This is a genomic window from Blattabacterium cuenoti, from assembly GCF_014252435.1.
Classification (GTDB): domain Bacteria; phylum Bacteroidota; class Bacteroidia; order Flavobacteriales; family Blattabacteriaceae; genus Blattabacterium; species Blattabacterium cuenoti_X.
Map to the genome: position 1 here is coordinate 246,133 of NZ_CP059220.1, position 20,822 is coordinate 266,954.

Annotated in this window: 19 protein-coding genes; 12 read left to right on the forward strand and 7 right to left on the reverse strand. The window is 24.7% G+C overall.

From position 1 onward, the window contains the following. The first annotated feature begins 1 nt into the window (after window position 1). The 7 genes from H0H35_RS01150 (at window position 2) to hisS (ending at window position 8,533) form a co-directional block, all read left to right on the forward strand. On the forward strand, window positions 2–1,159 hold the full coding sequence (locus H0H35_RS01150) for an FtsW/RodA/SpoVE family cell cycle protein (protein WP_185883121.1): 1,158 nt from the start codon (window positions 2–4) through the stop codon (window positions 1,157–1,159). Then, window positions 1,156–2,265 carry an undecaprenyldiphospho-muramoylpentapeptide beta-N-acetylglucosaminyltransferase gene (gene murG / locus H0H35_RS01155; protein WP_185883122.1) on the forward strand — a complete coding sequence of 370 codons (1,110 nt, stop codon included), beginning with the start codon at window positions 1,156–1,158 and terminating at the stop codon, window positions 2,263–2,265. Before H0H35_RS01150 ends, murG begins: the two co-directional genes overlap by 4 nt. After that, complete coding sequence (murC, locus tag H0H35_RS01160; RefSeq protein ID WP_185883123.1) at window positions 2,262–3,635, forward strand: UDP-N-acetylmuramate--L-alanine ligase; 1,374 nt, start codon at window positions 2,262–2,264, stop codon at window positions 3,633–3,635. The genes murG and murC overlap by 4 nt, the downstream gene beginning before the upstream one ends. Before the next feature lie 102 nt (window positions 3,636–3,737). Next, the gene (locus tag H0H35_RS01165) at window positions 3,738–4,400 is read left to right on the forward strand and encodes a cell division protein FtsQ/DivIB (RefSeq protein WP_238892371.1); all 663 of its coding nucleotides are present in this window, start codon (window positions 3,738–3,740) and stop codon (window positions 4,398–4,400) included. Continuing rightward, on the forward strand, window positions 4,369–5,745 hold the full coding sequence (gene ftsA / locus H0H35_RS01170; RefSeq protein ID WP_185883125.1) for a cell division protein FtsA: 1,377 nt from the start codon (window positions 4,369–4,371) through the stop codon (window positions 5,743–5,745). The genes H0H35_RS01165 and ftsA overlap by 32 nt, the downstream gene beginning before the upstream one ends. Before the next feature lie 6 nt (window positions 5,746–5,751). Beyond that, window positions 5,752–7,095 carry a cell division protein FtsZ gene (gene ftsZ / locus H0H35_RS01175; RefSeq protein WP_185883126.1) on the forward strand — a complete coding sequence of 448 codons (1,344 nt, stop codon included), beginning with the start codon at window positions 5,752–5,754 and terminating at the stop codon, window positions 7,093–7,095. 31 nt (window positions 7,096–7,126) lie between these two features. Beyond that, window positions 7,127–8,533, forward strand: coding sequence for a histidine--tRNA ligase (gene hisS / locus H0H35_RS01180; protein WP_185883127.1), 1,407 nt, complete (start codon window positions 7,127–7,129; stop codon window positions 8,531–8,533). 153 nt (window positions 8,534–8,686) lie between these two features. Here hisS and H0H35_RS01185 read toward each other — a convergent pair whose 3' ends face one another. Further along, the gene (locus H0H35_RS01185) at window positions 8,687–9,313 is read right to left on the reverse strand and encodes a 4'-phosphopantetheinyl transferase family protein (protein ID WP_185883128.1); all 627 of its coding nucleotides are present in this window, start codon (window positions 9,311–9,313) and stop codon (window positions 8,687–8,689) included. Between the two features lie 81 nt (window positions 9,314–9,394). Here H0H35_RS01185 and H0H35_RS01190 point away from each other — a divergent pair, with 81 nt between their 5' ends. Beyond that, window positions 9,395–10,399 carry an Mrp/NBP35 family ATP-binding protein gene (locus H0H35_RS01190; protein ID WP_185883129.1) on the forward strand — a complete coding sequence of 335 codons (1,005 nt, stop codon included), beginning with the start codon at window positions 9,395–9,397 and terminating at the stop codon, window positions 10,397–10,399. A 13-nt stretch (window positions 10,400–10,412) separates the two neighbouring features. On the opposite strand, the gene H0H35_RS01195 is transcribed toward H0H35_RS01190, so the two are convergent. Both H0H35_RS01195 and murB read right to left on the reverse strand, forming a co-directional pair. Further along, complete coding sequence (locus tag H0H35_RS01195) at window positions 10,413–11,198, reverse strand: phosphorylase family protein (RefSeq protein WP_185883130.1); 786 nt, start codon at window positions 11,196–11,198, stop codon at window positions 10,413–10,415. An 81-nt stretch (window positions 11,199–11,279) separates the two neighbouring features. After that, a complete protein-coding gene (murB, locus tag H0H35_RS01200) occupies window positions 11,280–12,308 on the reverse strand; it encodes a UDP-N-acetylmuramate dehydrogenase (RefSeq protein ID WP_185883131.1) in 1,029 nt (342 codons plus the stop codon). A 91-nt stretch (window positions 12,309–12,399) separates the two neighbouring features. On the opposite strand from murB, the gene H0H35_RS01205 reads away from it, so the two are divergent. Both H0H35_RS01205 and rlmB read left to right on the forward strand, forming a co-directional pair. Continuing rightward, on the forward strand, window positions 12,400–12,675 hold the full coding sequence (locus H0H35_RS01205) for a YtxH domain-containing protein (protein WP_185883132.1): 276 nt from the start codon (window positions 12,400–12,402) through the stop codon (window positions 12,673–12,675). A 340-nt stretch (window positions 12,676–13,015) separates the two neighbouring features. Then, window positions 13,016–13,777: a 23S rRNA (guanosine(2251)-2'-O)-methyltransferase RlmB gene (gene rlmB / locus H0H35_RS01210; RefSeq protein WP_394798830.1), complete on the forward strand. Its 762-nt coding sequence runs from the start codon at window positions 13,016–13,018 to the stop codon at window positions 13,775–13,777. Window positions 13,778–13,779: 2 nt separating this feature from the next. Here rlmB and pheS read toward each other — a convergent pair whose 3' ends face one another. Continuing rightward, window positions 13,780–14,775 (reverse strand): phenylalanine--tRNA ligase subunit alpha, encoded by a 996-nt coding sequence (pheS, locus tag H0H35_RS01215; RefSeq protein ID WP_185883134.1) that lies wholly within the window; start codon window positions 14,773–14,775, stop codon window positions 13,780–13,782. A gap of 260 nt (window positions 14,776–15,035) precedes the next feature. On the opposite strand from pheS, the gene H0H35_RS01220 reads away from it, so the two are divergent. Next, window positions 15,036–15,554 carry a CvpA family protein gene (locus H0H35_RS01220; RefSeq protein WP_185883135.1) on the forward strand — a complete coding sequence of 173 codons (519 nt, stop codon included), beginning with the start codon at window positions 15,036–15,038 and terminating at the stop codon, window positions 15,552–15,554. Between the two features lie 233 nt (window positions 15,555–15,787). Next, the gene (locus H0H35_RS01225) at window positions 15,788–16,111 is read left to right on the forward strand and encodes a hypothetical protein (RefSeq protein WP_185883136.1); all 324 of its coding nucleotides are present in this window, start codon (window positions 15,788–15,790) and stop codon (window positions 16,109–16,111) included. Window positions 16,112–16,471: 360 nt separating this feature from the next. Here the strand turns inward: H0H35_RS01225 and H0H35_RS01230 are convergent, their stop codons facing one another. From H0H35_RS01230 to der, 3 genes are read right to left on the reverse strand one after another with little or no spacing between them, the layout of a single operon-like run. Next, the gene (locus tag H0H35_RS01230) at window positions 16,472–18,760 is read right to left on the reverse strand and encodes an inorganic phosphate transporter (protein ID WP_185883137.1); all 2,289 of its coding nucleotides are present in this window, start codon (window positions 18,758–18,760) and stop codon (window positions 16,472–16,474) included. A 52-nt stretch (window positions 18,761–18,812) separates the two neighbouring features. Beyond that, entirely contained in the window at window positions 18,813–19,415 is a 603-nt protein-coding gene (ruvA, locus tag H0H35_RS01235) for a Holliday junction branch migration protein RuvA (protein WP_185883138.1), read from the reverse strand. A 27-nt stretch (window positions 19,416–19,442) separates the two neighbouring features. Further along, window positions 19,443–20,801, reverse strand: coding sequence for a ribosome biogenesis GTPase Der (der, locus tag H0H35_RS01240; protein ID WP_185883139.1), 1,359 nt, complete (start codon window positions 20,799–20,801; stop codon window positions 19,443–19,445). Window positions 20,802–20,822: the final 21 nt, after the last annotated feature.

The window sequence follows — 20,822 nt, forward strand, 5'->3', positions numbered from 1 at the left end:
AATGAAACTTGATATATTTATAAAAAAATATGTAAGAGGAGATAAATATTTATGGTCATTTATATCTCTATTATCTATTTTCTCTTTTTTACCTGTATATTCCGCAAGTATTAATTTAGTGAACGCATATGGATGTAGTTCTAATATTGTTTTTTATTTTTTATTCAAACATACTTTGTTCATATTAATTGGATATGGTATTCTTTTTTTTTCTCAATTCATAAATTATAAATATATTTATCGTACATCTATATATCCAATTCCATTCGTCTCGATTTTATTAATTTTAACATTAATTCAAGGAAAACAATTACATGGAGTGAATGCATCTCGTTGGTTATACATTCCTATTCTTAATATATCTTTTCAAACTTCGAATATTGCTGGATTAGCACTTTTTATTTATTGCTCCAAATTTCTTTATCAAAAAAAAAATTGTGGTTTTATTTATTCATTGTTTACATTGTGGTTCCCAATATTTTTTGTTATAGGACTAATTTTACCCGCTAATGGATCTACGGCTGTTCTTATTTTTTTTTCGATTTGCATTTTACTTTTTATAGGTGGATACCCAATATCAAGATTAATAGGAATTTTATTCATGGGAATATTATTTGCAACAATATACATTTACTCCGTTCTAAAATGGGGTGAAAACCAACCAGTTCATAGAGTTTTTACATGGAAAAGTCGAATAGAAAAATTCTATAATCCATCTGGAGACAATTATCAAATTCAATTAGCAAAATCAGCTATTTTTTTAGGAAAAAAATTTGGACGTGGACCAGGAAAAAGTGTATTAAAAGCTTTTCTCCCACAATCCTCTTCAGATTTTATTTATGCTATTATTATAGAAGAATATGGATTGATAGGGGGAGTTCTCCTTTTATTCATATATTTGCTTATATTACTCAGAATCATTATAATAGCAACAAAAATACAAAATTATTACTGTACTTTGCTTGTACTGTCATTAGGTTTCCCTATAATTACTCAAGCATTCATTAATATGGGGATAGTGGTTGGATTATTTCCTGTAACAGGACAAAATTTACCTCTGATAAGTTCTGGAGGAACATCTATGTGGGTTACTTTTTTTAGTTTTGGTATTATACTTAGTGTCAGTAAATTAATAAATAAAAAATCGATAAGTCAATGAATTTCAATTTGCATCCAAAAGTGTTAATTAGCAGTGGTGGAACTGGAGGTCATATTTATACAGGTATAGCCATCGCAGATGCCATCACGAAAATCATTCCAAAATCAAAAATTTTATTTATTGGTTCCAAAAAACACATGGAAATCAAAAAAATACCAAAATCTGGTTATTCTATTGAAAAAATTCATATAACAGGCGGTAGAAATAGATTAAAATCTGTTTTAGGCTGTATATCATTACTGATGGAAGTAATAAATAGTTTTTTTTTAGCAGATAAAATTCTAAAAAAATTTTTGCCTAATATAGTAATTGGTACAGGTGGTTTTACTAGTTTTCCTACATTAAGTGCTGCAATCAAAAATGGAATACCTATTCTTATTCAAGAACAAAATGCGTTCCCAGGATTGACTAATAGAATATTTTCTAGATATGCTAAAAAGATATGCATAGCCTATGAAGAAGCTAAACAATATTTACCAAAAAACAAAACAATAGTTACTGGAAATCCAATTCGTTCCAAAATTTTAAAAACAGATCTTAGTAAAAAAGATGCTTGCATTCAGTTAGGTATAAATATAGAAAATCCTGTTATTTTATCTATAGGAGGAAGTCAAGGTTCTGAAAATATAAATAATGCTTGGATGAATGGATTACAACGATTAATCCATTTAAATATACAACTGATTTGGCATACAGGAAAATTTATTCATCAAATTAAAAATAACAAAATATCTCATCATTCTAATTTTATTTTAATGGAATTTATTGATAATATAGAAATTTGTTATGCAGCTGCTGATGTAATTGTATCTAGAGCTGGGGCTTTAACTATATCAGAAATATGTTTGATAAGAAAGCCTTATATATTAATTCCTTTTCCTTGGTCAACGGATGATCATCAAAATAAAAATGCAAAAGTATTAGAAAATCAAAAAGCAGCATTAATCATTAAGAATAATGAAATAAATCAAAAGTTAGTGGATTCTACAATAAGATTATTACAAGATTCTTGTTTAAAAAAACAAATGATGCAAAATATGATTCAATTTGGAAAACCTAATGCAACAAAAGACATTGTAAATGAAATTTTACATATTATATTATGAATTTAAATAAAATTAATTTTTTTTATTTTCTAGGTATAGGTGGAATTGGAATGAGTTCATTAGCTAGATACTTTCATTATATGGGAAAAGTAGTACATGGACATGATCAAAATAAAACTTATCTAACTAAAAATTTAGAACAAGAAGGTATTATGATTAATTATCGTGATAATATAAAATTTTTACCAAAATGGATTGATTCTAAAAAATGTTTAATCATATATACTCCAGCTATTCCTCATGATCATCAACAATGGATGGCTTTAAAAAAATGTGGAAAAAATATAAAAAAAAGATCTCAAGTATTATCTTTAATAACAAAAGAATCTATTTGTATCGCTATAGGAGGTACTCATGGAAAAACAACTACATGCAGTATATTAAGTCATATTTTTTATAATGCTGGAATAAGTTTTACTGCTTTTTTAGGAGGAATACCAGATAACTATGGATCGAATTTAATATTAAATGGGAATAAATTTATTCTAGTAGAAGCTGATGAATTTGATCATTCTTTCTTATACTTATCACCAAATATAGCTTGTATTACATCTATAGATCAAGATCATGTAGATATTTATCCTAAAAAAACATGTATGAAAAAAGCTTATATCAATTTTTCAAATCAAATAAAAAAACCATATAATAAACTCTTTCTTTGTAAAGAAGATACATTTTTTCAAGAAAATGCTATTTATTATTCAGTAGAAAAAAAAGAAAGTTATTATTCGAATCGAATTTACATTAAACAAAATAGATGGTATTTTGATTTTCATACTCCAAAAGAAATATGGAGATCGATCCCATTACCTATTCCAGGAATTCATAATGTAAAAAATACTACTGCGGCTTTGGCTATTTCTGATTATTTAAATATTCATCAAGAAAAAGTTCGAAATGCATTATATTTATTTTCAGGAATTCAAAGAAGATTTTATTTTCATTATATATCTAAAAAAAAAATATATATAGATGATTATGCTCATCATCCAACAGAAATTAATGCATTAATTCATACTGTGAGAAAATGCTATCCTAAAAAAATCATATTAGGTATTTTTCAACCACACTTATTTAGTAGAACTAAGTTTTTTGAAAAATCTTTTGCAAGAAGTTTGGAAAAATTAGATTTATTAATCTTGCTAGATATTTATCCAGCAAGAGAATCTCCTATGGATCATAATATTAATTCGAATATTTTATTGCAAAAAATAAAAATCAGTCCTCAAAATAAAGAAATATCTTCATTGTCAAAAATTTTAGAAAAAATTAAAAAAAAATGTTTCGATATTATTATTACAATAGGAGCAGGAAATATAGATAATTTAATTATTCCTATCAAAAAATGGTTGAATAAAACATATGGATAAATGAAAAGAAAGAGAGTCTCTTTTATTTTTATTTTATTCTTATATATTATATTTTTAATGTTATTGACTTTTTTTACTGTTAAAAACCATAAAAATAGGAGTTTGAAAAAATTCCATATTATTATTCATTCCAAATCCAATAATCATTTTATCAATAAAAAAATCATTCAAAATATTATTTTTCATGAATCAAACAAAAATGAAAAAACCATTGGTCAATTATGTATATTAGAAATAGAAAAAAAATTGAATCGTTATCCTTTTATAAGAAAATCCGAAGTATTTTTGAATACAAATGGATCGATATATATCGAAATTTTTCAAAAAAAACCTATTTTAAGAATCAAAAATAACAGTCAAGAATATTATCTTACTGAAGATGCAGAAGAATTAAAATTATCGAACTTTTATTCATCTCCAGTCATGTTAGCTAATGGTGCTTTTTCAAAAAAGGAAAAAAAAATTTTAGTAGAATTAATAGAATTTATAAATTCTGACTATCTATTAAAAGATCAAATTATCAGCTTGAAAAAGGAAAATAACCATTCAATTATTTTAATGCCAAAAGTAGGAAATCATCGTATTATATTAGGTGATATGAAAGATTTTAAAAATAAATTGAATAAATTACGATCATTTTATGAACAATATCTAAACAAAATAGATATCAATCAATATCAAAGTATTAATTTACAATATAAAGACCAAGTAGTAGCAAAAAAAAGATTAATCTATGGAATATCAAGATATAGCTATAGGTCTTGATGTAGGGACCACAAAAATTGTAGCTATGGTAGGAAGGAGAAATGAATATCATAAAATTGAAATTTTAGGTATAGGTAGGTCTAAAAGTATAGGGGTACATAGAGGTGTAGTAAATAATATTACTCAAACTATCGAAGCAATTCGCGAAGCCGTATCGGAAGCCGAACATAGTTCTGGATTAAAAATAAAAGAAGTGATCGTAGGAATAGCAGGGCAACATATTAGAAGTTTGCAGCATAATGATTATATCACTCGTTTAGATTTTGAAAATGTGATCAATCAAAAAGATATACAGAGATTGATCAATCAAGTTCATAAATTGGTTATGTTACCAGGAGAAGAAATCATTCATGTTCTTCCCCAAGAATATAAAGTAGATAGTCAATCGGAAATAGGAGAACCTATAGGAATGTATGGAAGTCGTTTAGAAGCTAATTTTCATGTAGTAGTAGGACAAATTTCTTCAATTCGTAATATTGGAAGATGTGTAAAAGCTGCAGGATTAAATTTATCAGGTCTAACCTTAGAACCTTTAGCTTCTGCTGAAGCAGTATTAAGTAAGGAAGAGAGGGAAGCAGGCGTTGCTTTAGTTGACATTGGAGGAGGAACAACCGATATTGCTATATTTAAAGATAATATTATACGACATACAGCTGTGATTCCTTTTGGAGGAAATGTGATTACTGATAATATTAAAACAGACTGTTTAATTATTGAAAGACAAGCAGAACTACTAAAGATTAAATTTGGATCAGCATGGCCAGGAGAAAACAAAGAAACAGAAATAGTTTGTATTCCCGGATTAAGAGGACGTGATCCTAAAGAAATTTCTTTAAAAAATCTTTCTCAAATTATTCATGTACGAGTTGGTGGAATTTTAGAACATGTGAATGTAGAACTCAATAATTATGGAAATGAAGAACAAAAAAAGAGATTAATAGCAGGTCTAGTTATGACTGGAGGAGGTTCGCAATTAAAACATATCAGACCATTGACAGAATATATTACTGGTATGGATGTACGTATAGGATATGCAAATGAACATATTTCAGGAGGAGAAAACGGTTTCATCAGTAATCCGGAATATGCTACATCTATAGGTTTAGTGATTAAAGGTATTGATGACAAAGAAAAGTATATGAGTGGAATAGATAATTCATTTATACATAGCAGAAATAATAAAAAAGAAATTTTTTCCAAAAAAGATTATAATCAAAGCAATAGTTATCATCCGAATTTAACGAATAATTTGAATCATACTATAAAGAAGAAAAAAAATAAAACAAAATCTTTTTTTGAAAATTGGGCAGATAAATTTCGTCAAATATTGAATGATACAGAATAAAAAGCAATGAAAAAAGAATATTTTATAAAAAAAGAAAAAATTGATACTGAATTGTCTAAAAATCGTTCTGCTTCTATCAAAGTCATTGGAGTAGGAGGAGGAGGAAGTAATGCATTGAGCTATATGTATGAACAAGGGATTGATGGCGTAGATTTTATAGCATGTAATACGGATGTACAAGCTTTACGAAATAATCCAGTACCTAAAAAAATACAATTAGGTGTATCTATTACAGAAGGATTAGGTGCTGGAGCAGACCCTGATATAGGAGAAAAATCTGCATTAGAAAACATTGAGGAAATAAAAGAAATATTAGATGCTCATACGAAAATGACTTTTATTACGGCAGGAATGGGTGGTGGAACAGGGACTGGTGCAGCTCCAATTATAGCAGGAATTTCAAAAGAAAAGGGAATTCTTACTGTAGGTATCGTTACAATCCCATTTCATTTTGAAGGGAAAATGAGGTTAAAACAGGCTCAAAAAGGAATTGAATCATTAAGAAAAAACGTAGATTCTCTTATTGTTATTAATAATGATAAATTAAGAGAATTGTATGGAAATTTAGGATTTAAAGCTGGTTTTGCAAAAGCAGATGAAGTTCTGACCACTGCAGCTAAAGGGATAGCTGAAGTTATTACTCATCACTATAAACAAAATATAGATTTAAGAGATACTAGAACTGTCTTGAAAGATAGTGGGACTGCTGTCATGGGATCATCTATTGCTGTTGGAGAAAACAGAGCAAAAGAAGCCGTAGTTCAAGCTTTAGATTCTCCATTATTAAATGATAATAAAATTACGGGTGCTCAAAATGTTCTACTTCTCATTGTTTCAGGAAAAATAGAGATTACTATAGATGAAATAGGAATTATTAGTGATTATATTCAATCAGAAGCAGGAAATAACGCAAATATTATTATGGGAATAGGAGAAGATGAAAAATTAGACGAAAGTATATCGGTGACTATAGTAGCTACTGGTTTTCCTACAGAAGTTCAGAGAGTAATTAATCATGAAGAAAAAAAAGTATTCCATAGGTTAGAAGAACCTTTTGAACAAAAGTTGATGAAAAAAAGACATATCCATGCAGATCAAGAAAGGATAAAATCATTTTTCCCTGAAAATAAACATGTTAAAAAATCAGAAAAAATTTCTAATAAAAAAGATAATATTTCTTTAAATGAAAATGTTTTTGATCGATCTATAAATTCTGATTTTTTCATGGAAAAGAAATATAAAAAATACCATTTAGAGGATAATTTTGAAATTCCTATTTCATCTTACAGTAGAAAAAAAAAAATTATGGACAAAGAGCTTCATAAAGAAGAAGATCATGAAAATAAATGAATTTATATAATATCATCATTTTACATTGATTATGAAGTACTTCGATATTCCTAAAGGAACAAGAGATTTTTCTTCAATTGAGATAAATAATAGAAATTTTATAATTAATATTATTCAAAATCAATTTGAACTTTTTGGATTTCAGCCCATAGAAACACCATCTTTTGAAAAAACTTCCATTATTAATGGAAATTATGGAGAAGAGGGTAACTCTTTAATTTTTAGGATACTTAATTCGGGAGATGTTTTGAAAAAAAAAATATCTGATTTTTTAAAATCAATCAAGAATTTAGACAAACAAAATATTTCATCCAACGTATCGGATATATTAACTCAATATGTATCTGACAAAGTACTTAGGTATGATTTAACGGTTCCTCTTATACGATACATAGTTATGTACAAAAAACAAATTCTTTTTCCTTTTAAACGATATCAAATACAACCTGTATGGAGAGCCGATAAACCACAAAAAGGAAGATTTAGAGAATTTTATCAATGTGATTCCGATATTATTTCATTTCATCCTTCGTTATGGGAAGAAATAGAATTAATTCAACTTGGTAACAGTATTTTTACTAAACTCAATCTTCCTATCATTATCTATATTAATCATATAGATGTTTTAAAAGGATTAATAGAGATTTCTGGTATACAAAAAAAATTTTGGAAACAATTTATTATATGCTTGGATAAATGGAATAAAATAGGACAAGAATTAGTAAAAAAAGAAATGAAGTCTAAAGGGATGTCCTCTAAATCTTTGGATAAGATATCACATTTCTTAAATATGAAAACAAGTTTTCATGAAATATATGAAGATTTATATATAGCATTTGAAAATTCCAACAGTGGAAAAAAAGGAATAGATGAACTTTATTTTATTTTTAAAATGATAAAACATGTTTCTAGAAAACACATAAAACTTAAATGGAGTCTTTCTTTATCAAGAGGAATGAATTATTACACGGGCATAATATGGGAGATGGTTCCGGACAATGACATGAATGAATATTCTATTGGAGGAGGAGGTCGATATAATTTAAGTCATTTTTTTGGAAAAAAAAACGTATCTGGAACAGGTTTCTCTTTAGGACTAGATAGAATTTATTTATCAATGGTTCAAAATAATTTATTTAAAAAAAATATAAATTTTTGTTCATCAAAAATTTTATTTATTAATTTTGGACATAAAGAAGTTCTACATGCATATAGTATCATAAACTTTTTAAGAGAAAAAGGTATATCAACACAATTATATCCTAATAACATCAGGATAGGAAAACAATTTAAATATGCGAAAAAACAAAATATTCCATTTGTTATTATTATCGGAAAAAATGAAATAAAAAACAATAAAATAAAAGTAAAATATATAAAAGAACAATTGGAAAAAGAATATAATAATATACATGATTTGTTAAAGGATTTATTTTGATTGAAACAAGATATAAAATCATTATATTTTTTATTCTTTTATGAATTTTGTTTTCAATAAAAAAAGGATGAATCGATACTAAAATAAAATCCTTAAAATTGTAAATGGTACAATTGTTGAAAAAAAAAATGAATAAGTAATATTCATTTATATTCAACATTTTTTTTCTATATTGTCTATAATATAAACGAGATAATGGTTTTCTATTTTTCTATAAAAAGCAAAAAATTTTTTACTATAGAATTCTTTTATAATCCAACATGATATATAAGTATCATTTTCCATGCAAAAGGGAGATACTTTATAATGATCTAAAAAACTATAAAATATTCCACCTTCTAATTTGTATAAACTTTCTTTAATACCCCATATAATGTGAAGATAATCTTCTTCATAATTTGGATCAATAAATATAGATTCATCATTTCGAATAAATCTATTTTTTATTTTCACTATTTTTTTATCCTCTCGTAATTTTTCTATATCTATTCCTATTCGATACAAACTTATAGCAATAGCCATTCTTTCAAATGAATGGCTAAATGAGACATATTCTTTTCTTCCTTTTAGAAAAGGTTTTTTTTTATTGTAAAAAAAATTTTTAATACCCATTATATGTTTGATAACATAAATAATTCCTAAAAATTCTTTCTTTCTTTTTTTTTTCAAAGTAAAAAAAAATAATTTTTCTTTTTTAGAAAGGTTGATTTCTTTTAATAAAATAGATTCTGAGAAATGTTTCCATTTTATAATAAAAATCTTTGTATGAAATTTAATCATAATCTATTTTTCATCTCTTTTTTTTAATCTAATCATTTTTTTATACTATTGTTATTGAATTAAATTTTGCATCAACTATTAATGAAAGATAAAATTGAAAATATATTAAAAAATATTATAATTAATAATATAAATATTATTGAATCTAATTATGTAAAACATATTGATTTATCAAAAAAAAATGAAATTATTATTCATTTATCCTTACCAAATCCTACTATGCATTTGAAAAATAAAATGATAAAAGAAATTACTAAATCTATCAGATGTGATCAGGATATAGGACATAATACAAAATTATCTATAAATATAGAATCGATATCCCAAAAAAAATATTCAATAAATAATATCATAGCTATAGCTTCTGGAAAGGGGGGGGTAGGAAAATCAACAATAGCATCTAATATAGCCGTTTCTTTATCAAATATGGGTTATAGCGTAGGACTATTGGACGCAGATATTTATGGACCTTCTATTCCATTAATGTTCAATATTAATATTGAAGAAGATTCTATTTTAGAACATGAAAAAGGCATTATCAAACCAATCTATAGTCATGGTATTAAAATATTGTCTATAGGTTTTTTTTCAAAATATGGCCAGGCAATTCCCTGGAGAGGTCCTATGGTTACTAAAGCAGTAATGCAATTTGTTTATGGAACTTATTGGGGGAATTTAGATTTTTTAATTATCGATTTTCCTCCAGGAACAGGTGATATACATTTGTCTATTTTACAAGAAGTTTCATTAAAAGGAATTGTAGTAGTTAGCACTTCTCAAAAAATCGCAATTTCTGATGTAGCTAGAACAGTGGAAATGTTTCGTATTAAATCTATTTATGTTCCAATACTTGGAATAATAGAAAATATGTCTTATTTTATTTATAAGGAAAAAAAATTTTTTTTATTTGGAGAAAATGGAGTGAAAAATTTTGCTAAAAAAATGAATATTGTTTTTCTGGGCGAAATTCCTATGTTAAATATCATACAAACATATTGTGATTTAGGGATACCAGTCATTTTCAAAAATGATGAAATTAAAAATATTTTCATGAAAATTACAAAAAATATGATCAATCAAATATAATGTTTTTTTCAAGTTAATAACATTGAATAAGATCATTGATGATTAATATGACAAGAGATATAGAAGGTTCTATTTCTGGAATAAAAAATGAACGTGCATGTTTTTTTTTATATGATTCTATCATGATGATCATGGTAATAGCAAATATTTTTATATTCATATACTTAGCTATTAAAACATCTGTTGGCAAATCCATTCCTATGCAATCTCCACCCATAGATCGTATCATGGAATATTCAGCATAAGTTCTATAATTGAAATATGGAATAGAAACATATATACCTTTTTGAATCATAATATTATGATTCATCGCTATATTTTCTGCTATTTCGAGCATATTTTGATCATATGGTTGAATAATTTCCCAAAAATTATTTTTTATAAGTTTTTTGACTTTATTTTTTTCTGGAAAAAAATTAATATGATCTTGAATAAACATCACATCTCCAATTTTGTAATTAGGATTTACTCCATATGATTCATTGATGAATATTAACTTATTGATTCCTATATTTTTGCATAATATAATAGGAAAATAATGATGATTTATTTTTTGTATCTCAATCAATGTTTCCATGAAAAAAATAATATTTTTATTGTTCATTTTTCCAAATAGTAATTTTCCATATAAATGTTTAAGTATAGGAATGTCTTTATAAGGAATACATATCAGATCTTTTATGTTTTGGATCAATTCATGAAATTGATTTTGAAATCCTAATAAAAAAATTCCAATATCAGGTTTTTCTTTAACTTTTTCTTTTATATATTGTTTTGATTTTTCTAAATTTATGGACATATATTTATATTATTTTTATGAAATTTTAGAATAAAATATCATATTCCAAAATAGAAAATTAAAAAAAAATAATAAAATCGTTCATCGTATAATGTTGACTTCTTTGGATAAAAAAATTCCAAACTTTTTTTGTACTTCCTTTCTAAGAATGACGGAAATATTATATATATCCATTCCACTAGCTCCTCCGTAGTTCACTAAAATTAAAGGATTTTTATCATGTATTCCTACATTTCCTATTTTTTTTCCTTTCCATCCTATGTGTTCAATAAGATAACTAGCAGATATTTTAATTTTATTATTCAAAATATATATTCCTATAATATTGGGATATTGATTCTTTAATTTTTGAAATAAAGTATTTTCTATAATAGGATTTTTAAAAAAACTACCGGCATTTCCAATTATTTTAGGATTGGGAATTTTTCGTCTTCTAATATTGAAAATAGCTTTTCTTAAATCAAACAAATTTGGTTTTCTAATATTCATATTTTTCAATTCTTTTCTAATTTCCACATAAAATGAATTAAATTTTTGATATTTGTTTTTTTTTAAAATAAAAAAAACAGACAATATTACAAATTGATTTTTCCCATCAGGATTTCTAAAAATAGAATTTCGATATTGAAATCGACATTTTTTACGTGGAATTTCTATTATTTTGTTACTATTAATTTCATATACTACTACTTTTAATAAACATTCTTTTACTTCAGTTCCATATGCTCCAATATTTTGTATGGGAGAGGCTCCTACTGTACCAGGAATAAATGATAGGGTTTCTAAACCACTAAATCCATTTATTATAGTCCATTCTACAAATTCATTCCAATCTTCCCCAGCATATGCTTGAACCAAAACTTGATCCTTATTTTCATATACAACTTTTTTTCCTTTCATATTCATCTTAATGACTAATCCTGAATAATAATCATTTAAAAAAAGAATATTACTTCCATTTCCCAAAACACATTTTGGAATAGAAGGATCCTCCTTCAAAAATATATTTCGAATATCTTCTAAATTGTGAATTTCTGTGTAATAACGAGCATAAACATCTACACCAAATGTATTTAATTTTTTCAAAGAAAAATTTTGTTTAATTAACATAGTGAAAAATATTTCCTAAATACATAAATACAATTTTGCCCATAAACATGAGATGAGTAAATTTATCATAATAATAATAAACCGTTTTTTTATGAAAAAAGGAGGGAGTTTTTTTTTGGGGATAATTATAGGAACTATGACCGGTTTGATTCTGGGAATCATGTTATCTCAAAAAAAAGAACATAAAATTCAAAACATATTTGAAAAAAAGACAGAAAACTTGAAAAATAATATACAAAATATGAGTAAAAAAATAGGAAAAAAAGTTCAACACTTGAAATCAAATATTGAAGGAAATTGGAAAAAAAATAAAATAACAAACAATTTAGATAAAATAGATCAAGTAGAGGATGAATTAGGAACTTAATGAGGAAACATGTTCATTTTTATTAGAAATTTAATCCATAGTAAATGGTGTCATTTAAAAAATACAATTACAAAAATATTAGTAACTATAATCACAGAAATTTTTCTGAACTTTTTTTTATTAATATATTTCATTATTGTATTTTTCCTAATAAGCTTTTTATTAGGTTTTTTGTTCTCTTTCTATTTTGAAAATTATATTATTGGATTCGGTATTGTCACTATTTTTTATTCTGTAATTTTCTTATTTTTATTCTTTTTATGTAAAAATTTTATAAAAAGTTTGATTAAACATTTATTAGATAAATCAATTATTAAAATTTTTAATAAAAAATAATATGATGAAACCTTCATATATCATCGTTTATGGAATTCAACCCTTAATAGAAGCTATTCAAGCTAACAAAAATGTTCATCAACTTTTTTTACAAAATGGACTTCAAAAAGGATCGAATGCATACAAAAAATTGATACATATTTCTAAACAAAAAAATATTCCAATTCAAATTGTTTCAAAAAATAAATTTTTGAAATTAAAAAATAAAAATCATCAAGGAGTATTTTCTTTTATTTCACCTATAAACACCTATAAAATTAGAGATTTAATACCTATTTTTTATAAAAAAGGTAAAAATCCTATTTTAATTATCATGGACCATATTACCGATGTAAGGAATTTTGGATCCATAATACGTACTGCCGTATGTTCTGGTGTAGATGCCATCATCATACCACAAAAACATAATGCTATAATTGGATCCGATTCTATCAAAACTTCTTCAGGTGCGTTATTTAAAATTCCCATATGCAAAGAAAAAAACATAAAAAATACTCTACATTTTTTGATAAATTCTGGATTAAAAATTGTTGCAGCAACAGAAAAATCTAACGAATATTTATATAATATTGATTTTTCCGTTCCCATTGCATTGATATTTGGAAATGAAGAAAAAGGTATTTCTCGTAAACATATAGAATTTTCTTGTGAAACAGTAAAAATACCAGTAAAAAAAGGGATGGATTCTTTCAATGTATCCGTAGCATGTGGAATTATTTTATATGAAGTATTGAGACAAAGAAATATATCGAAAATTGTTCCATAAAATTAATACAATTCACTTCGAAATTGACTCAAAAAACGAATGTCATTATCAAAATAGATACGAAGATCTTTAATATTATAAATGATAAGAGCTAACCGTTCTAATCCGATTCCAAAAGCAAATCCGGAATACATTTCCGAATTAATATGGACATTGTTTAAAACTTCAGGATCAATCATCCCACATCCCATAATTTCTAACCATTCATTATTATAAAATATGTCAATTTCAGCACTAGGTTCTGTAAATGGAAAATATGAAGGACGAAATCTTATTTTTATGTTACCCAAAATCGAATCAATCATATAATGAATCGTTTTTTTCAAATCAGAAAAAGATACTTTTTTATCTATATAAAATCCTTCTGCTTGATGAAACATAAAATTTGAACGTGACGAAATCGTTTCATTTCTATATACTTTTCCTATAGATAAAATTTTTAATGGAGGTTTATTTTGTTTCATATATCGTATTTGTACGGAAGAAGTATGTGTTCTCATTAATACATTTTTATTTTCACATAAAAAAAATGTATCATGCATATCTCGAGATGGATGATCAAATGGAATATTTAATGCAGTAAAATTATGCCAATCATCTTCTATTTCAAATCCATCCACATAGGAATATCCTATATTAGAAAATATATCTATCATCCTATTTTTAAGAATAGAAAGTGGATGTAAAGATCCTATTTCGGAATATTTTCCTGGTATAGTGGTATCAAATGATTTTTTACATTGATGTGTATAATAAGATGATTTTTTTTTGAAATCAAAAGATTGTATTTTTTTGTTCACTTGAACTTTTAAATCATTCAGAATCTGTCCATAAATTTTTCTATTTTCTATCGAAAGATATTTTAATTTTTTCAGTAAAAATGGTATAATTCCTTTCTTTTTTCCTATGAATTCAATTCTAAATTTTTCTACATCTTGATGTGTTTTTATATAAAACGATTCTATATTCTTTTTTATTTGATCGATTTCTGTTTTCATTGATATCAATAATTTTTTCATTATTTATGTTATCAAAAATAATGTGATTTGAAAAATCATATTTATAAATATTACCTGTTTAATCATAAAACAATATCTAAAAATAAATATAAAAAAAATAGTCTATTCTTTTTATTAAATATTTAAAAAAAAAATAAATAGGTAAATCATTACATATCAATTTTTTATTTTATCAAGAATTGATTATAATATCATTGTTTGATGATTTAGATCAATTTTGTTTATTAATAAAAAAAATTATGATTTACTTAGATATAATGATATTATTTATCGTTTTTTATGGAGGATATCATGGTTATCAAAAAGGATTTATATCCCAATTTTTTACATTTTTTATATTTCTAATTTTTTTTTACAAAGGTATTTTTATCTATAAATATTTTATAAAAGTATTAAAACATATACATATTTTCGAAAATAATGCATTATTATTTATGATATATTCTGCATTTATTTCATTTTTTTCGGTTATTATATTTTCTTTTTTTACAAAAAAAATCATTCAATGTATCATGAATGTTCTATGTATCCAACCTATTGATAAGTGTATAGGTGGCATTTTAGGTATGGTTAAATATTTTTTATATGTTTCAATATGTTTTTTTGTAATACAAGAAATGAATCAAAAAATGAACTTAATTCCGAAACATCTTTTAAATAATTCCTTTGAGAAAGAAATTGAATTTCTTTTATATAAAAAAGGATCGTTTTTTGATAGATATAATGAATACAAATCAAAAATAAAAAATGAACTGTAACAAACATATTTTAAAAACAAAATCAAAAACTGATTTTGAATAATTAACATTCGATATATTTAAAAATCAATACAACAAAAATAAAAAATATAGATAATATTATTTTTATTCCTATTTTTTTTTTGAAACATGTCGTATTGATAGTGCTCAAAAAAAGTATAAATTCTGATATTCTGCTTTCTAGTAATGGTACAATAGGAACTAATATATACCATTATATTTCAAATTGAAATATGCACAATCAAAGTATAGAAAAAGAATGGAATGTTTTTTACGGGTTAATCAATCAATTTCAAATTGAAAGTATCTTTCCTAAAAAAAGAAACAACGATTCATTGATTTATATGATCAACTATTTCATTCAAAAAAAACATGAAAAAATGGTAGTTATTGTTTTTCATTTGAAAATTCAAAAAATATCGATCATTCCATTTTTTGTTCTAAAAATGAAAAAAATGTGGATTTTGGTCTTTAGTTTCTTGTTATTCTATTTTATAGAAACATATGATATGGAATTTTTTTACGATCAACCAATCATCAATATGAAAAAAGAATGAATGAAAAAAAAAAAAATACACGAAATGATCAGAAAATATTTTTTTTAAAAAAATCCATTCGAAAGATGGAATAATAACATACATTTTCCAATCATACGAAACAAATAATTTGGTATTTCAAAGTATTCCTTGGATGAAAATTGAGATTAAATCCATTGAATATTCTTTTTCCACATGTATCAAATAATAAAATAGAAGAAATTGATATGATTGATTTTTCTAATGATGTATCTTGTTCTTTTATATAGACTGAATATACAGGAAAAAGAGACACTAATAATGAATTCGAAGTATTATATCGTATATATTTGTCGTATATACGAAAATTCCATACAAGATCCTCTTTTTTTTTAATTTTTTTTATCTTTTCATCAAAAAATACGTATCATCTTTGTATGATCGATATGCAAAAAATTTTTTGTATAAAAATAGTATATCTTCTATATTGACCGAAATTTTTTTCGATTCTAGGAGAATTTTTAACATTAAAAATGTATTTTTTTCTCCGTATTTATTATGAATAATACCTATTACTTGTTGATTCAATTGTTCTTTGATTTGATCAAAAATTTTTTTTTTTGTGTATGAAGAATATTTTATATCTTTGCAATTTCTATCTATTGTTATTTTTTTTATGATATTGAAATGTTGAATCATGATAAGTTCAAGGGATGATAAATTTTTTTTTTGTTTATACGTTATAGGTTTATGACTGTTTTGTACATGAAATAAGGTTTGATCTGTTAAAATATCTGATGAATCAATAATTTCTTTAATTTTATCATATATGTATAAGTAGAAAACTCCAGCAATGGGTTCTCTTATTTCCGTTTTTTTAATTACTTGAATTAGAGAATTTTCAACATATAAAAAACTTTGTTTTACTTTCATAAACCTATTTCTACTCTGTTTCAGAGTTTCTATATTATCTTTTGTAATTCCTTCTATTGTTTTTCTATAAATGTTTTCAATGCATTCAATATTAGATTTTACAAGATCAAAAGTTTGACTTAAAGAACTTTCTAAAGTGAGAGGAATTACGTTCATAAACGTTTTCTTTTCTTCTATATTTTTTATTTTATAATAACTTTTATAAAAAACAAATAATATGAAAATAAAAAGAATCAATAGAGCTAAAGATTTGAAAAAATACAAAAATGTAGCATTGATTCCTGCTATAGAAAAAGCAATCAAACCTGTTAATATCCATCCTCTTATAACCTTTATTACACCAGATATTCTATAAACAGCACTTTCCCTATCCCATGCTCTATCTGAAAGAGATGTTCCCATTGAAACCATAAAAGTTACAAATGTAGTAGATAATGGTAATTTTTGTACAGTCGCTAGTGATATGAGTATACTAGATATAGTTAAATTAGAGGAAGCTCTCACTAGATCAAATGCTATATTATCTGTTTTTTTCACATTTGTATTTTTAAAATTTTTTTCTATTTTAACTAAAAATCTTTTTGGAAATAACCGAAAAAAAAATCGACTAAAATATATACAAAATCGAACAATTCCCCTAGAAAAAGAATTAGAAAAAAATTTTTCTTTTCCTTCATTTTGTCTACTTAAATTCAGTTCTGTACTAGTAATATGTTTGGTTTTATTCGAAAACCATAGTGTTAAAATCATAATGATACTGGATAAGATCAGAACCCATGAAGATACCTCTACATTTCCAGATAAATCTTCCATATTGAATGTTTCAGATGGAGGACTACCTTTTTCTTTCCATATTTTATATGATTCGATACTTGCGATAGGAATTCCTATGAAATTAACTAGATCATTTCCTGAAAATGCCATAGCAAGAGAAAAAGTTCCATATAATACAACAAATTTTAATATGTTATATCCTAAGGATATAAATATTTTTGCAATGATCATCCATGTCAAAAACATTACAAATAAAAATAGAATAGAATGATGAAGACTCCAATCTATTACATGGTGAAGAAACCAATAAAATCCTGTGATTTTTTTTCCATATAATCCTTTAAAAGAACTATGTAATCCTTTAACAATAAGAAAATAGGTCATACTGCTTAAAGAAATAGCAGTCCATATAACACCAAAATATGGTAATCGTCTTTCATAATCAAAACTGAAAAAAAAACGAATAAAATAATGAATTAAAGTTCCTGATATAAAAGAAATGATAATAGATAAAAAAATACCTAAACTAATATTTATGGTGGTTTCGGTTTTGATATATTGAGTTAAGTATTCAAAAGGTTCATGGTTTAATACCATTTTAATAATAGCTATGCTAAAAGAACCTCCTAATAGGCAAAAAACCATAGATACGGTAGTAGATGTAGGTAACCCAATAGTATTAAAAATATTTAATAAAATAATATCGGATATCATTACCGCCAAGAAAATAAAAATTATATCCGAAAAATAAAAATATGATGGATTAAATATTCCTTTTCTCGCTACTTCCATCATTCCATTAGATAAACATGCTCCTAATAATATTCCTAAGCTGGAAAAAATCATTATTGTTTTTCGAGTAGCAACTTGGGATCCAATTGCAGAATTTAAAAAATTCACCGCATCATTAATTAATCCAACAATAAGATCAAATATAGACAGTAAAAAAAGGATTCCTATAACTAAAGGATAAAAAAGTTCCATAATAAGTAAGGATATTTAATTAATAAAGATGTATTATTTTTTTTGTAATATTTTACAATTTTTTTAAAAATTCTTTAATTACGTCTTCTACAGAAAATTTTGGATGATTGTTTAAAATGTTTTCCAGAATTTTGTTCGAATTTTTAAAAGAAATTCCAAGTGCGTTTAAAGCACTTAAAGCTTCTTTTTTAATTAAATACGATTCATTTTTCAATAATTTTTCATGTTTTTCTTTTTTATGGATTTCTTTTGAAATTTTTTCTTTTAGTTCAATGATAATTCTTTGAGCCATTTTTATTCCAATTCCTTTAACTCCTTTAAATGATTGGACATCTTCTTTATATATACATTCTATTATCTCATATGGATTAATAGATGATAATATAACTATAGCTAAATTAGGACCGATTCCATTAACATATATCAGATAAATAAATATTTTTCTTTCTATTTTTTGAAAAAAACCATATAAAACATGTTGATTATCTCTGATAAAAAGATATGTGTAGATATATACATTCTTTCCTTCTTTTTCTTTAATTAGAAAGGAATAAGTATATGAAGAGATATAAACATGGTATCCTATTCCATGACAATCTATTATTAAATAGGATTTATTTTTTTCAACTAATTTTCCTCTTAAATGTGTTATCAAAGTATTTTCAAAAAAACGGAATAAAAATTATTTTTTTCTAAAGTGAATTTTCATTGGAACTCCTATGAAATCAAAATGATAACGTATTTGATGCTCAATGAATTTTTTATAAGATTTTTTTATATGTTGAGGAAAATTTGAAAAAAAAATGAATTTGGGAGAATATGAAGGTAATTGAGTACAATACTTAATCGTTATCAATTTGTTCAATTTATTATTTTTTACAGGAGTAGGTGGATGTTTTTTGAAAATAGGTAACATGATTTTATTTAGAATATTGGTTTTTAATTTTTTTTCTTTAGATCTTATGATCTGAAATGCTATGGGGATAATTTTTTGTATTCCATATTTATTTTTAGCCGATATAAAAATAATAGGTACATTGGAAAACGGATAAATTTTTTTACGAATCAAAAATTCGAATTGTTTTTTGATAAACCAATTTTTTTCATAGAAACAATCCCATTTGTTAATAAGGATGATCACACATTTATGGTACCTTTCTATTATTTTGAAAATATTCATGTCCTGTCTATCCCATCCAATCAATGCATCTACCATAAGTAAACAAACATCTGTATATTGTATGGTTTTCAAAACTCTCGTAGTGGAATAAAATTCCAGATTTTCTGTTATATTTGATTTTTTTCGCATTCCAGGTGTATCTACTAAAATACATTCATGTCCTATATCATTATAAATGATATCCAAACAATCTCTTGTAGTTCCGGAATTTTTGGTAACAATGTTTTGTTCCCTTTCGAAAAAAGAATTTAACAATGTCGATTTTCCTACATTTGGACGACCTATTATAGATATTTTTGGATAAGATATTCTTTTTGTCAAATATTTATTTTGTTGTTCATACAATAATTTTTTTTTTTGAAAAATATCAACTAAATTATCCAACAATTCTCCTGTTCCACTCCCATTTAATGCTGATATATAATAATAACGTACGAATCCTAAATAAAAAAAATCTGTATGAGAATGACATGTATATTTTCTACTATTATGATTATCAACTTTGTTAACTACTAAAAATATAATTTTATTATACTTTCTTATAAAATGTGTGATTTCTAAATCCAAATTAACTAATCCTACTTTTATATCTACTAAAAATAAGACTACATCTGATTCTTTGATTGATAAAAATATTTGATCATTGATTTTTTTTTCAATAAATTGATTTGGTTTCAAAGAAAAACCACCTGTATCTATTACAGAAAATACAAATCCATTCCATTCTGAATATCCATATATTCGATCTCTTGTTACTCCACTTATTTCATGAACAATCGCTTTTTTTTCTCCTATAAAACGATTAAATAACGTTGATTTTCCTACATTTGGACGACCTATTATAGATACAATATAATTCATATTTAAAAATTATTCATAAAG